At 70.2% G+C, this 12,494-nt stretch carries 14 protein-coding genes; 8 read left to right on the forward strand and 6 right to left on the reverse strand.

Annotated elements, in window-relative coordinates:
- Positions 1-68: 68 nt before the first annotated feature.
- Positions 69-1,046, reverse strand: a complete 978-nt coding sequence (locus GGQ91_RS10040; protein WP_182591898.1) for a glutathione S-transferase family protein — start codon at positions 1,044-1,046, stop codon at positions 69-71.
- Positions 1,047-1,310: 264 nt separating this feature from the next.
- Between GGQ91_RS10040 and GGQ91_RS10045 the strand changes: the two genes are divergently transcribed.
- Positions 1,311-1,535 carry a hypothetical protein gene (locus GGQ91_RS10045; RefSeq protein WP_043352033.1) on the forward strand — a complete coding sequence of 75 codons (225 nt, stop codon included), beginning with the start codon at positions 1,311-1,313 and terminating at the stop codon, positions 1,533-1,535.
- Here GGQ91_RS10045 and GGQ91_RS10050 read toward each other — a convergent pair.
- Positions 1,529-2,488, reverse strand: coding sequence for an alginate O-acetyltransferase AlgX-related protein (locus tag GGQ91_RS10050; RefSeq protein WP_182591899.1), 960 nt, complete (start codon positions 2,486-2,488; stop codon positions 1,529-1,531). The two genes, GGQ91_RS10045 and GGQ91_RS10050, sit on opposite strands and share 7 nt — an antisense overlap.
- Before the next feature lie 72 nt (positions 2,489-2,560).
- On the opposite strand from GGQ91_RS10050, the gene GGQ91_RS10055 reads away from it, so the two are divergent.
- The 5 genes from GGQ91_RS10055 (at position 2,561) to GGQ91_RS10075 (ending at position 6,876) form a co-directional block, all read left to right on the forward strand.
- Positions 2,561-3,676 (forward strand): spore photoproduct lyase family protein, encoded by a 1,116-nt coding sequence (locus GGQ91_RS10055; RefSeq protein WP_182591900.1) that lies wholly within the window; start codon positions 2,561-2,563, stop codon positions 3,674-3,676.
- 26 nt (positions 3,677-3,702) lie between these two features.
- Positions 3,703-4,221 (forward strand): 2'-5' RNA ligase family protein, encoded by a 519-nt coding sequence (locus GGQ91_RS10060; RefSeq protein WP_179698316.1) that lies wholly within the window; start codon positions 3,703-3,705, stop codon positions 4,219-4,221.
- A gap of 31 nt (positions 4,222-4,252) precedes the next feature.
- A complete protein-coding gene (locus tag GGQ91_RS10065) occupies positions 4,253-5,011 on the forward strand; it encodes a phosphatase PAP2 family protein (protein WP_043356220.1) in 759 nt (252 codons plus the stop codon).
- A 102-nt stretch (positions 5,012-5,113) separates the two neighbouring features.
- Complete coding sequence (locus tag GGQ91_RS10070; RefSeq protein WP_182591901.1) at positions 5,114-5,482, forward strand: PilZ domain-containing protein; 369 nt, start codon at positions 5,114-5,116, stop codon at positions 5,480-5,482.
- Positions 5,483-5,565: 83 nt separating this feature from the next.
- Positions 5,566-6,876, forward strand: coding sequence for a Gfo/Idh/MocA family protein (locus tag GGQ91_RS10075; RefSeq protein WP_043352092.1), 1,311 nt, complete (start codon positions 5,566-5,568; stop codon positions 6,874-6,876).
- 6 nt (positions 6,877-6,882) lie between these two features.
- Here GGQ91_RS10075 and flgH read toward each other — a convergent pair whose 3' ends face one another.
- Genes flgH through flgF form a run of 4 tightly spaced genes read right to left on the reverse strand, consistent with a single transcriptional unit; the run spans position 6,883 to position 10,401 of the window.
- Positions 6,883-7,632 (reverse strand): flagellar basal body L-ring protein FlgH, encoded by a 750-nt coding sequence (gene flgH, locus GGQ91_RS10080; protein ID WP_043352094.1) that lies wholly within the window; start codon positions 7,630-7,632, stop codon positions 6,883-6,885.
- Between the two features lie 36 nt (positions 7,633-7,668).
- Positions 7,669-8,820: a flagellar basal body P-ring formation chaperone FlgA gene (gene flgA, locus GGQ91_RS10085; RefSeq protein WP_100793914.1), complete on the reverse strand. Its 1,152-nt coding sequence runs from the start codon at positions 8,818-8,820 to the stop codon at positions 7,669-7,671.
- A 34-nt stretch (positions 8,821-8,854) separates the two neighbouring features.
- The gene (gene flgG / locus GGQ91_RS10090) at positions 8,855-9,646 is read right to left on the reverse strand and encodes a flagellar basal-body rod protein FlgG (RefSeq protein ID WP_043388717.1); all 792 of its coding nucleotides are present in this window, start codon (positions 9,644-9,646) and stop codon (positions 8,855-8,857) included.
- A gap of 14 nt (positions 9,647-9,660) precedes the next feature.
- Positions 9,661-10,401 (reverse strand): flagellar basal-body rod protein FlgF, encoded by a 741-nt coding sequence (gene flgF / locus GGQ91_RS10095; protein ID WP_043388715.1) that lies wholly within the window; start codon positions 10,399-10,401, stop codon positions 9,661-9,663.
- Between the two features lie 255 nt (positions 10,402-10,656).
- On the opposite strand from flgF, the gene fliL reads away from it, so the two are divergent.
- Both fliL and fliM read left to right on the forward strand, forming a co-directional pair.
- Positions 10,657-11,205, forward strand: a complete 549-nt coding sequence (gene fliL / locus GGQ91_RS10100) for a flagellar basal body-associated protein FliL (RefSeq protein ID WP_043352102.1) — start codon at positions 10,657-10,659, stop codon at positions 11,203-11,205.
- A gap of 64 nt (positions 11,206-11,269) precedes the next feature.
- Positions 11,270-12,487 (forward strand): flagellar motor switch protein FliM, encoded by a 1,218-nt coding sequence (gene fliM, locus GGQ91_RS10105; RefSeq protein WP_085987666.1) that lies wholly within the window; start codon positions 11,270-11,272, stop codon positions 12,485-12,487.
- The last annotated feature ends 7 nt before the right edge of the window (positions 12,488-12,494 follow it).

Genomic DNA, 12,494 nt, shown 5'->3' on the forward strand with positions numbered 1-12,494 from the left:
TCGAGGGGGCGGCATCGGGACGGGGCCGGCGTCGGGCTCACCACGGGCCGAACCCCCACCGCAGCCGGCTAGGCCGCAAACCGCAGGGCACGGTCGTTCGGGGCGGCGAAATCCAGCTCCGGTCCGAGGGGCACGATCCCCGTCGGATTGATGGTCGGATGGCTCTCGTAATAATGCCGCTTGATATGCGTCAGATCGACGGTCGGCGCGATGCCGGGCATGGCATAGAGATCGCGGAGATAGTTCGACAGGTTCGGATAGTCGGCGATCCGGCGCCTGTTGCACTTGAAGTGCCCGACATAGACCGCGTCGAACCGCACCAGGGTGGTGAACAGGCGGATATCCGCCTCGGTCACGCGGTCGCCGCAGAGGTAACGGCTCCGGTCGAGCCGCGCTTCGAGCGCATCGAGCTCGGCGAACAGGGCCTCGAAGGCTTGGGCATAGGCGTCCTGGGTGGTGGCGAAGCCCGCCTTGTAGACACCGTTGTTCACCCGGTCGTAGACCCGAGCGTTCACCGCGTCGATCTCGGGACGCAGGTCCGCCGGGTAGAGATCCGGACCCGTACCCCCGAAGGCGTCGTTCAGCATCCGCAGGATCTCGGCGGATTCGTTCGACACGATGGTGCCGCGCTCCCGGTCCCACAGCACCGGCACGGTGACGCGGCCGCTGTAGGACGGGTCGGCCGCCAGGTAGACCTCGTAGAGGCGCCGTGCGCCGTGGATCGGGTCCGGCGTCGCGCCCGGCGTGTCACCGAACACCCAGCCCTCGGCGCCCATATGCGGATCGACCACCGAGACGGAGATCACGTCTTCCAGCCCTTTGAGCGCGCGCCCGATCAGCGTGCGGTGCGCCCAGGGACAGGCCAGGGAGACGTAGAGATGGTAGCGGCCCGGCTCGGCCCGGAAGCCGCCCGATCCGGAGGGACCCGGTGATCCGTCGGCGGTCACCCAGTTGCGGAAGGCCGAGGCCTTGCGCTCGAAGCGGCCGCCCGTCGCGGCGGTATCGTACCACTGGTCGCGCCAGATGCCGTCCACGAGGAGGCCCATCGTCGTCTCCGGTCCCATAAGCGATCCGACCCAGATGGGCCTCGCGCGGCGTCTGTGAAGACGGATGCCGGTCTGCATCCGAGGAGCGCCGACCGCGCGACCGGTGCGCCCGGTCCCGCCGGCCCGCGAGTTCTGCGCAAGGCAGGGCTGCGCCGATCCTTCTGTTGCGGTGCAGCAAACTGAGCCATCTCTCGGGCACCCACCCGTCGCCGCGCACGTGCCGCAGCGGCCCGATCGCGTGGGGAGATCGATGGAGGTGAAGTGATGTCGTTCGCGCTGGTGCCCGTCGCCGAGGCGGCCCTGTTCACGTTCGGATGCTTGGTGATCCATGCTCTGCGGCGCCATGCCGACGTGGTCACGGCAACGCTCGCGTGCCTCGCGACACTCCTCGTCCTGATGATCGGGATCGCCTGCGCGCCGGAATCCGTCGCCAAGTATCAGGCCGCCAGCGTCACCGACTTCGCCCGCCTGGATCCGGCCATCTACTGAGGCGCCACGGCACGTCCCAGGCCGTCGCTCCCGAGCCGTGCGAGGCGACCGCCCGTCCCGCGCTGACCGGCGACGGCCACGTCGAAATCGTCCTTCGGCAGCTTGGCCAGGAAGCGCTCGGCGATCTCGAACAGCAGGATGTCCGGACGCACGCGCTCGATGTAGGGCCAGTCGAGGCTCGAGGACCAGATGAAGTGAACCTCGCTGAAACTCTCGGCGAGCAGCCCGGTCAGCAGGAACGGGTCGAAATGGGCGCAGGAATCGCCGAACAGGACGAGCCGTCGCGGATCGGCCCCCGGGGACGGGTTTCGATAGACGACATGCGCGCCGACATGCACCTCGCGGTCGCGTCCCTGCGCCTCGTAGGCGGCCAGTAGCGGCCCCGTCTCCACCCGCATCGCATCGCGCTGCAGCATGAACCGCTCCAGCCGCTCGCGCGGCCGCTCGGGCAGCTTCTCGCCGAGATCCATGATCTGTTCCGAGACGGTACCGGGACGCCCGCCGATATCGGCGGGCGGAACCGCCCCGAGCGCCCGCATGATCTCGCGATAGGCCAGCAGGCACCCCTGCGCGGTCCAGTGGGTGTCGGTGCGCAGGTAGAGTGGCGTCGCTCCGTTGCGGGCAGCGCGAAGCGGCGCGAGAAGGTCGAGATAGGCCGGGTGTCGCGCGAGGCGTCGGGCCAGTCGCCGGGTCGAAGCCTTGCCCGGCGCGTAGCGCAGGCCGTCGGTCTTGTCGTCGTAGACCGACAGCTTCTCCGGCACGATCACGTGGAGGCAGCGAATGCCGAGGTCCTCGGCCCGCCGCGCACGGGCCTTGATCAGCCGCGTCCAGCCGCGCAGCAGCAGCCAGTGCCGCAGACCGCCGCGATACCGGTCCATGACCCGGTTGGTTCCTCCGGTGAGAAATAACCAGCCGTCGCGGCCGACATGGACGCTCTCCCTGCCTGAAGACATGACGGTGCTTTAGCCGCACCGTGAGCGGGCGACTAGGCCGGACCCGGTGCCGGCACGAGGCGTTCCTCAGGCATGCCGCCTTCGTCCCTCCCGGCCGTTCAGCCCCCCGATGGCCCGGAGCCCGTCCGCCCGGGGCGCCCGTGGCGCCCGCGCCGAGTGCTGGTGATGCCGTCCGCTCTGGAGCATCCCCATGGCCGGGCCATGCAGGCCCGCGCCGAGGCCCTGGGCCTGCCGGTGGAGCGCCTGCCGTCCAACCGCCTGCCGAGCCCGCGCGAGGCGGATCCCCGCCGGGCCTACGCGGCCGCGAAGGCGACCCTCGTCCTGACGAGCGCCCCGCCGACCAAGCTGCGGCTGCAGCCGATCCCGCCCTCGGCCGACTGGCGCTTCGACCTTGCCGAGGGCTGCCCCGCCCATTGCCAGTACTGCTACCTCGCCGGCTCGCTCGCGGGGCCGCCGGTGACGCGCGCCTATGCCAATCTCGAGGCGATCCTCGGCAACCTCACGGCCTATGCCGGGCGCGGGGCAGTGACCTCGGCGTCCCGGGAGCGGGCGCACGAGGGAACCACCTTCGAGGCGTCCTGCTACACCGATCCGCTCGGCATCGAGCACCTGACCGGCTCGCTCTCGGCGGCGATCCGGCATTTCGGCGCCTGGGACGCGCCGGTTCAGTTGCGCTTCACCACCAAGTTCGCCGCGGTGGCACCGCTCCTCGACCTGCCGCACAACCGGCGCACGCGGATCCGCTTCTCGGTCAACCCGCGGGCCGCCGCGCGTTACGAGGGCGGCACCGATCCCCTCCCCGCCCGGCTCGCCGCCATGGCCGAGGTGGCCCGGGCCGGTTATCCGGTCGGCCTGACCGTCGCGCCGATCCTGCCGGTCCCGGACTGGGAGGCAGCCTATGCCGGGCTGATCCGCGCCGCCGCCGACGCCCTCGCCGATGTGCCGGATCTCGACCTCACCGCCGAACTCATCACCCATCGCTTCACCCCCGGCTCGAAGGCGGTGCTGCGCGGCTGGTATCCCGGCTCGGACCTGCCCCTCGACGAGGCCGAGCGCGTCGAGAAGCGCACCAAGTTCGGCTCCGTGAAGTATGTCTTCCCGAAGCTCCTGATGCAGGCGATGCGCAGCCACCTCACCGCGTGCCTCGCCCGAGACCTGCCGAAGGCGCGGATTCTGTACTGGACCTGAGCGGCTTCGGGCGCCATCTGGCCCGCATGATGGACGCGGACCCCCTGATCCTGACGCTCGCCTTCGATGAGCCGACCTTCGCCCGGTTCGACGGCGAGCGGCGTCGCTACTTCCCCGAATCGCTGAATCGCATTCCCGCCCATGCGACCCTGTTCCACCACCTTCCGGGCGACCGGGAGCGGGGCGTGATCGAGGCCATCACCGCCCTCGCCCGCACCGTTCCGACGCCGGAGGTCGCCGTGACGGGCCTGCGCTTCACCGGCCGCGGCGTCGCCTACGTGCTCGAATCCGATGCGCTGTCGAACTTCCGGGCCCGCCTTGCGCAGGGCTTCGCGCCTCATCTCACCGCCCAGGATCGGCAGGGCTGGCGCCCCCACGTTACGGTCCAGAACAAGGTGGCTCCGGACAAGGCCCGGGCGCTCCACGCCGACCTGTCGGCCGGTTTCGCGCCGTTCCGCTTCGCCGCGCCGGCGACGCTGCTCTGGCGCTACCGTGGCGGTCCCTGGGATGCGGTGGCCCGCCTGCCCTTCGGAGAGAACGACTGATGACGCACGTCCCCGACCCGGATCCCGCCGCATGAAGGCCCCGAGCCAGATCCGCAACAATCGCCTGATCGAGCCCGCCCTGGCGGTGTGGCTGCGGTTGCGCCTGAACGAAGTCGGTCCCCTCGTCGCCCTGCTCTGCCTGAGCACCCTCGGCTATGGGTTCTTCTACCTCGCCCACGAGGTCGGCGAGGGCTCCACCGCGGCCCTCGACCGCCGGATCCTGCTCGCCCTGCGCAACCCCGCCGATCTCGCCGATCCGATCGGGCCGCCCTGGCTCGAGGAGACGATGCGCGACATCACCGGGCTCGGCAGCGTCTTCACGGTGCTGTTCCTCACCTGCGCGGTGGCGGGCTATCTCGCCGTGTCCGGGCGGCGGCGCATCGGCCTCTACGTTCTGGCCGCGGTGGGCAGCGGCGAGCTGGTCTCGACCTTGCTGAAGATGCTCTACCACCGGCCGCGACCAGACCTCGTCCCTCACGGCATGGAAGTGTTCACGGCGAGTTTTCCGAGCGGCCACGCCACCATGTCGGCCATCGCATATCTGACCCTGGCGACCCTCATCGCCCGGGTCGAGCGCAACCGCCGCGCGAAGGCACTGGTCCTGGCCCTCGGAGTCAGCGTGACGCTGCTGGTCGGCATCAGCCGTATCTATCTCGGCGTGCACTGGCCGAGCGACGTGCTGGCCGGCTGGTGCATCGGCGCGGCCTGGGCATCCCTGTGCTGGTTCGTCGCCCTGCAGCTGCAGCGTCGCGGCGAGGTCGAGGCGCCCGATCCGCCGCCGCCCGCCTGAGGCCAACGTTAAGGTAAACCGACGGTTAAAGGAGACGCGCCGGTCCGCTTCGGGCTGAAAGGCGGTTGTCCCGACATCCGAACCCATCAGGATGAAGCGCTCGTGGTCGACCGACGCCGTACTGCCCGACGCCGCGTCTGCCTGGGCGGCCGACTGCGCGTCGCGGCCTTTCTGCCGGATCTCGACTGCACGGTCCGCGACGTGTCCCTGGACGGGGCACGGATCCGGGTCCCTGCCGACGCCACGCTGCCCGATTGCATCGCGCTGTCCATCCCCTGCCGCGGCGAGACCCGGCGGGCCTTCATAGCTTGGCGGGCGGGCGAGAGCGTCGGTCTCGGTTTCGCCGAGACGGGGGCCGCGACGCAGCCGGCGCCGATCGCGCGCCGGCTCGCCGCCAGCGAGGCGGAGGTGGCGCGTCTGCGCGCCGCGCTTCTCGACGGAAACGGCACGCCGCCGGGTCGCGTTCACTGAAAGCGCGGTTCCGCCCTCGGCGGCTTCCACGCCACGCGGCGCCCAAGGCGCCTCCATTCCTTCCCGGCGACACGGCGAGGCCCATGGCAGACGACACCCGGCTCTCACGACGCAATCTTCTCGCGGCCGGGGGCGCCCTGGCCGGCGCCGCGATGGGCGGCGGCGCCCAGGCCGCCCCGCCGGGCACTCCACCGGCCCCCTCGGTTCCGGCCGATACCGGTGCCGTGCAGGGCGGACGGGTGATGTTCCCGAACTGGCGCGGTGCCGGCGACAGGCCGCCCGCCCCGAGCCCGGCGCCTCAGCCGCCGGGCCAGCGGGTCGGCTACTGCGTCGTCGGTCTGGGGCGCCTGAGCCTCGACGAGATTCTCCCGGCTTTCGGCGAGGCCAAGCGCGCCCGCCTGGCGGCGGTGATGTCGGGCTCCCCCGACAAGGCGAAGCTCGTGGCCCGGCAATACGGGCTGCCGGACGATGCCGTGTACGGCTACGACGGGTGGGATCGGCTGAAGGCCAACCCGAACGTCCAGGCGGTCTACATCGTCACGCCGAACGGCGTGCACCGGGACAACGTCGTGGCGGCCGCGGCGGCGGGCAAGCAGGTGCTCTGCGAGAAGCCGATGGCGGTCTCCTCGGACGAGTGTCGCGAGATGATCGCGGCCTGCGCCAAGGCCGGCGTCAAGCTGATGATCGCCTATCGGTGCCAGTACGAGCCGCACAACCGGGCCGTGATCAAGCTCGCCCGTTCGGGCGAGTTCGGCCGGCCCCGGCTGATCCAGGCCTTCAACGGCCAGACCACGGGACTGCCGGAGCAGTGGCGCCTGCGGAAGGCGCTAGCAGGGGGCGGGTCGCTGCCGGATATCGGGCTCTACTGCCTGAACACCACCCGCGCGGTCCTCGGCGAGGAGCCGAACCTGATCCAGGCCCAGATCCACTCGCCGCCGGACGATCCCAAGTACCGCGAGGTCGAGGAGACGGCGAGCTTCACCCTGCACTTCCCGTCCGGCGTGATCGCCCAGTGCCTGTCGAGCTACGGGGTCTACGAGGCGCGAAGCCTGACCCTGCACACCGGAACCGCCGCCATCGACCTCCAGAACGCCTTCGCCTACCAGGGCCAGCGGCTCATCATCGGCCACCGCGACGGCAAGAACGCCGCGCGGGACGAGAAGGTCCTGAGCCCCAAGAACCAGTTCGCCCTGGAACTCGACCACTTCGCGCGCTGCATCCAGGAGGATCTGCGCCCCCGCACCCCCGGCGAGGAGGGGCTGCAGGATCAGGTGCTGATGGAGGCGATCTATGAGGCCGCGCGGACCGGCGCTCCGGTCAAGGTCGGGCCGCCCCCCGGCGCCGGGTCCGGCCTCGACGTCACCCGTGGGCCGGAGCCGGAGGAGCCGGGCTGAAGGGCCTCAGAACGGCAGCAGGATGTCGACGATCTGCTGGCCGTAGCGCGGCTGCTGCACGTCGGTGATCTGGCCCCGCCCGCCATAGGCGATCCGGGCCTGGGCGATCTTGGTCGAGTCGATGGTGTTGTCCGACTCGATATCCTCCGGCCGGACGACGCCCGCGACCACCATCTCGCGCACTTCGAAGTTGACGCGGATCTCCTGCTTGCCCTCGACCACGAGGTTGCCGTTGGGCAGAACCTGGGTGACCACCGCGGCGACGTTCGTCGTCACGGTCTCGGCGCGCTGGACCGAGCCGGCACCGTCATTGGCGGTGGCCGAGGTGGCGGACAGCAGCGCGGTGCTGCCGACGCCGAAGGACTTGCCGACCGCGTTGTTCTCCAGTCCCAGGGCGTTCGGCAAGCCGAAGCTCTCGGTGTTGGCCCGGGAACGCTTGGTCTCGTTGCTGATGTTGGCCTGATCGGTGACGTTGACCTTCACGGTCAGGAGGTCGCCGAGCCGGGCGGCGCGCTGATCCTTGAAGAAGGCGCGGGAGCCCGTCCGCCACAGCGAGTTCGGGGCGTACGAGACCGGCTGGACGTCGGGCATCGGCATCCGCACCGGCTTGTAGCCCGGCTGGGTGGTGGGATCCTCGATCGCCGACAAGGCCGGGGTCGCGCCCACCTGCGAGAGGCGGTCGGCGGTGTTGCAGGCACCGAGCGCGCCGGCGATCAGAGCGGCGGCGAGCGGGTTCAGGACGATGCGGCGGGCCATCGGGCAATCACTCTTCGACGCGTGCAGGACGGGCGGTCAGCGCAGGGAGGCGGTCGCCTGGACGGGGGCGGCGCCGGCGGCCTGCTGAGCCGCGGGGCTGGGGCTCACCGAGACCCGGCCGGGGCCGATCACGGTGGCCTGCAGGATCTTCTTGGAGGCGACGTTGACGACGTTGACGACGGCGCCCATGCGGCCGGAATCGTTCGACAGGCCGCGCATCGACAGGCTGACGTTCGGCGTCTCGTACACGATGGTCACGTTCTCGCCGCGCGCGACCAGTTCGGGCGGGGCGGTGTCGGTCATCCGCAGCACGGTCCCGGCGGTGAGCGTGTTCTGGGCGACCTCGCCTATGACCGCCGTGGCGCTTCCCTGCGCGTCGGAGGCGACGGTCTCGCGCGGACGCCGCTCCGCCACGACGTCGCCCTCCTTCACCGGTTCGCCGCGGTTGAGCGTCCGGGTGAGCACCGCCACTTCGCGCAGTTCGACGACCACGCCGGATACCCGCAGGGAGGCCTGCCGCTCGCCGAGGCTGACCAGCCCCGCGACGCGGCGGGAGCGCAGGTCGTAGGTGACGTCGAGGGCCGCGGCCTGCCCTTCGAGGTCCACCGGAGCGAGCAGGGTCGGGCCGTCGCCGTCGAAGCGGATCGTGACGCTGCGGGGGTCGAGCCCGTAGCTGGTCTCGAGGCCGCGCTTGAGCGCGGCTTCGATCTCCGGCGGCCCGAGGCGGCGTGCGGCGCGCTGCACGGCGATCTGCAGCCGGCCCCCGGTCTCCAGGTTGGCGAGACCCAGGGCGGCGGCCGCGTCGAGGATGCGGCGGGTCTGGATCGTCCCGGTGGCACCCAGGGTGGGTGCGCGGAACAGCGGACGCGCGGCCAGGCGCTCCGGCACGCCCTCGACCAGGTCGGCCAGCGTCAGGATGTCTCCGCGGGCTGTGACGTCGCCGCGCAGCCGCAGACCTTCAGCCTGGGCCATGGCGGGGATCGCCAGGGCGCCGAGGACCGCGAAGGTCAGGAAGGCCAGCACCGCGCGAAGGATCACGGCCGAGCCGAGGGGGGAGACCCGCGGCCGGGGACGGCGGATGATCGGGCTGATGTCACTTCCGTCCGCCATGCCGATACGGGGCAGATCGAGGGTCTCGAAGTCGGGATCGGGATGAGCGGGATGGGCGGGATGCATGCCGGCATACATGTTCAGGGACCTGAAGCGGGTGCGGGTCGCGCGGTTAGCTGCGGAACATCTGCGTGGTGGTGGAGAGCATCTGGTCGGCCGCGGTGACGACCTTCGAGTTCATCTCGTAGGCGCGCTGCGCGGCGATCAGGGACGAGATCTCGGTGACGGCGTTCACGTTCGCCTCTTCCAGGTAGCTCTGCTGGAGGTTGCCGAAGCCGTCGGCGCCCGGCAGGCCGCTGATCGCCTGCCCGGAGGCCGCGGTCTCGACGAACAGGTTGTCGCCGATCGATTCGAGGCCGACCTTGTTGACGAAGCGCGAGAGCTGGAACTGGCCGAGCGCCTGCGGCGCCGTCTGGCCCGGAATGCTCGCCTGCACGACGCCCGTCGCGCTGATCGTCACCGACGTCGCGTTCTGCGGCACGGTGATCGCCGGATCGAGCAGGTAGCCGTCGCGGGTGACGAGCTGGCCCGAGGCCGAGAGGTCGAAGGAGCCGTCCCGGGAATAGGCGGTGCGGCCGTCCGGGAGCGTCACCCGGAAGAACCCCTCGCCGCGGATCGCGACGTCGTAATCCTTCTCGGTGGACGAGAGCGTGCCCTGGGACATCACGCGGGCTGTCGAGGTCGTCTTCACGCCCGAGCCGAGGGCGAGGCCGGCCGGAAGCTGGGTGTTCTGCTGCGAGGTCGAGGCGCCGGCCCGTCGCAGGTTCTGGTAGAGCAGATCCTGGAAGTGCACCTGCTGGCGCTTGTAGCCGGTGGTCCGCAGGTTCGCGATGTTGTTCGAGATGACCTGGACGTTGAGTTCCTGGGCCGCCATGCCGGTGGCGGCGGAGTAGAGGGCGCGCATCGGCCGAGCTCCCCTTAGGCGACGTCGGCGAGGCGGCGGATCGCCGTGCCCCGCAGGTCGTCGAGGCGCGAGATCATGCTCGACACCATGGCGTAGGACCGGTTCACGTCCATCAGCCGGGTCATCTCGATCACCGGGCGGACGTTCGAGCGTTCCAGCGCTTCGGATTCCAGGCGTCCGTCGATGCCGGCGGGGCGTGCCGGCTCCGGCGAGGCGTAGAGGTTGCCCCCCTCGTTGGTCAGCCGCTGCGGGTTGGCGAAGGTGACGAGCTTGATGCGCCCGCGGATGCCGAGATTGGTCGACACGGTACCGTCGGGGCCGATGGCGAGGCCGGTCTCCTGCGGGTTGATGGTGATCGGTCCGCCCTCGCCCGCCACCTTGTAGCCGTCGCTGGTGACGAGGGCGCCCTGCGGGTCGATCTCGAAGGCGCCGTTTCGGGTGTAGCGCTCGCCCTGGGGGGACTGCACGGCGATGAAGGCCGCGCCCTTGATCGCCACGTTGAGCGGGTTGCCGGTCCGCTCGACCGGGCCCTGCCCGAGATCGAGGGTGGTGCCCTGGTCGATGACGTAGGAGAGACGCCGGTCGGGCCGGGCGAACGAATCCGCGCTGGCCACCGGCATCAGGTATTCCTGGAAGCGGGTGTTGCGAGCCTTGAACCCGGTGGTCGAGACGTTCGCCATGTTGTTGGCGATCACGTCCAGCTCGCGCTGGAGCGCCATCTGGCTCGACACGCCGACGAAGAGGGCATTCTGCATCGTGGACTCTGGGACTCGCGGGCCGCGGAGGCGGCAACGATCCATTCAGCATCCGCTGTGCCAAACCCAACGGACGAAAATTCCATCGTTCTGACAAAGGCTTGACGGGGATTGCGCGGTCGTCGCGTCGGCGCCGGGTCTGCGTTGCGGCAAACCTGGCCCGGCAGGAATTGCCTGCTTAACGGCACGTTAACCGTGATGCTCCGATATCTGGGTGTACCTGGCGCGCAGTCTCCCGCGAGAGAGCATTATTCCATGGCCAAGAAGCCGAAGAAGGCCTCCGCCGAGGAAGGCGGGGCCGGAGCCGAAAGCGCCCCGAAGGGCAAGAAGAAGCTCATGATCATGGTGGCCGTCGCGGTCCTGCTCGTGGGCGGCGGCGCGGGCGCCTTCCTGATGATGGGCGGCGGCGGCGGCAAGGAGGCCGCACAGGACGGCGGCCACGGCGGAGGGCACGGCGCAGACGGCAAGGGTGTCGGCCCGGACGGCAAGAAGCCCGTGGTCTTCGTGGACGTGCGCGAGATGCTCCTCAACCTCAGTCCGGACCAGCCGCAGGACAAGGCCCGGTACGCGAAGGTCCGGATCGCCCTGGAGCTGAAGGACGCGAAGGCCGAGGAGGAGGTCAAGCCGCTGATGCCGCGGGTGGAGGACGCGCTGCAAGTCTACATGCGCGAGCTGCGCGCCAGCGACATCACGAACTCGGTGGGCCTGTTCCGGCTGCGCGAGGAATTGCTGCGGCGGGTCAACATCGCCCTGTATCCCGCCAAGGTCGATGCCGTGCTCTTCAAGGACGTGATCGTCCAATGAGCGCGCCTGCGACCACCCCCATCGCCTCCAACCCCGCGCCGGGCCGGCCCCCGATCGAGCACGCCTGATGGAACCCGAGGACGAACTCCCCGAGGACGATTGGTCGGCAGCCCTTCTGGAGCAGGGCGCCGAGGGCGGCGACTCGTCCCTCGCCGAGGAATGGGGCGCGGCCCTCGCCGAGCAGGGCACCACGCGCAACGCGAGCGACGTCGCCGCCGAATGGGCGACGATGATCGAGGACGGGGAGAGCGACAACCTCCCCGAACTCGCCGGCAACGACCGGGTGCTGAACCAGGACGAGATCGACGGCGTCCTCGGCTTCTCCATGCGCGAGCTCTCGGCCTCGGGGGCCGGGGGCGTTCAGGCCATCGTCGATTCGGGCGTCGTCCAGTACGAACGCCTGCCGATGCTGGAGATCGTCTTCGACCGGATGATCCGGTTGCTGTCGACCTCCCTGCGCAACCTGTTCCAGGACAACGTCGAGGTGACGCTGGACAACATCACCTCGGTGCGCTTCGGCGACTATCTCAACGCGATCCCGCTGCCGACCCTGCTCGGCGTGTTCCGGGCCGAGCAATGGGAGAATTCCGGCCTCGTCACGGTCGATTCGAACCTCGCCTACGCGACGTTCGACCTGCTGCTCGGCGGCAAGCGCGGCGGCTTGTCGAGCCGTCTGGACGGTCGCCCGTTCACCGCCATCGAGATGACGCTGGTGCGCCGCCTCGTGGAGATCGTGCTGGGCGATCTCGAGCTGTCGTTCCAGCCGCTGTCGCCCGTGACCTTCGGCATCGACCGGATCGAGACCAACCCGCGCTTCGCCACGATCACGCGGCCGGGCAACGCCGCGATCCTGATCAGCCTGCGCCTGGACGTCGACGGGCGCGGCGGCATGCTGCAGATCCTGTTCCCCTATGCGACGATCGAGCCGATCCGGGAGCTCCTGACCCAGAGCTTCATGGGTGAGAAGCTCGGCCGCGATCACGTCTGGGAAGGCCACCTCGCCACCGAGATCTGGCAGGCCGACGTGACCATGGAGGCGGTGCTGCACGAGATGATGCTGCCGCTCAAACAGGTCATGAGCCTGAAGGTCGGCGAGACGCTGATGTTCGACGCCAAGCCGTCGGATCTCATCACCGTGCGCTGCGGCGACTGGGCGCTCACCCAGGGGCGGATGGGCCGCGTCGACGGGCACATCGCCGTCCAGGTCACGCGGCCCCTGCGCCGCTCGCGCACGACGATCCAGGCCTACGAGGCCTCGATGAACAACCGGTCGGACAATTAGGGCCGAT

The sequence above is a fragment of the Methylobacterium fujisawaense genome, from assembly GCF_014138435.1.
Taxonomy (GTDB): domain Bacteria; phylum Pseudomonadota; class Alphaproteobacteria; order Rhizobiales; family Beijerinckiaceae; genus Methylobacterium; species Methylobacterium fujisawaense.

What these genes read in the sequence shown, in the direction of transcription:
- GGQ91_RS10045 (WP_043352033.1), top strand. Translation starts at nt 1,311, where the DNA reads ATGTCGTTCGCGCTGGTGCCCGTCGCCGAGGCGGCCCTGTTCACGTTC.
- GGQ91_RS10075 (WP_043352092.1), top strand. Translation starts at nt 5,566, where the DNA reads ATGGCAGACGACACCCGGCTCTCACGACGCAATCTTCTCGCGGCCGGG.
- GGQ91_RS10050 (WP_182591899.1), bottom strand. Translation starts at nt 2,488, where the DNA reads ATGTCTTCAGGCAGGGAGAGCGTCCATGTCGGCCGCGACGGCTGGTTA.
- flgG (WP_043388717.1), bottom strand. Translation starts at nt 9,646, where the DNA reads ATGCGCGCCCTCTACTCCGCCGCCACCGGCATGGCGGCCCAGGAACTC.
- fliL (WP_043352102.1), top strand. Translation starts at nt 10,657, where the DNA reads ATGGCCAAGAAGCCGAAGAAGGCCTCCGCCGAGGAAGGCGGGGCCGGA.
- flgH (WP_043352094.1), bottom strand. Translation starts at nt 7,632, where the DNA reads ATGGCCCGCCGCATCGTCCTGAACCCGCTCGCCGCCGCTCTGATCGCC.
- GGQ91_RS10060 (WP_179698316.1), top strand. Translation starts at nt 3,703, where the DNA reads ATGATGGACGCGGACCCCCTGATCCTGACGCTCGCCTTCGATGAGCCG.
- GGQ91_RS10065 (WP_043356220.1), top strand. Translation starts at nt 4,253, where the DNA reads ATGAAGGCCCCGAGCCAGATCCGCAACAATCGCCTGATCGAGCCCGCC.
- GGQ91_RS10055 (WP_182591900.1), top strand. Translation starts at nt 2,561, where the DNA reads ATGCCGCCTTCGTCCCTCCCGGCCGTTCAGCCCCCCGATGGCCCGGAG.
- flgA (WP_100793914.1), bottom strand. Translation starts at nt 8,820, where the DNA reads ATGTATGCCGGCATGCATCCCGCCCATCCCGCTCATCCCGATCCCGAC.
- GGQ91_RS10040 (WP_182591898.1), bottom strand. Translation starts at nt 1,046, where the DNA reads ATGGGCCTCCTCGTGGACGGCATCTGGCGCGACCAGTGGTACGATACC.
- flgF (WP_043388715.1), bottom strand. Translation starts at nt 10,401, where the DNA reads ATGCAGAATGCCCTCTTCGTCGGCGTGTCGAGCCAGATGGCGCTCCAG.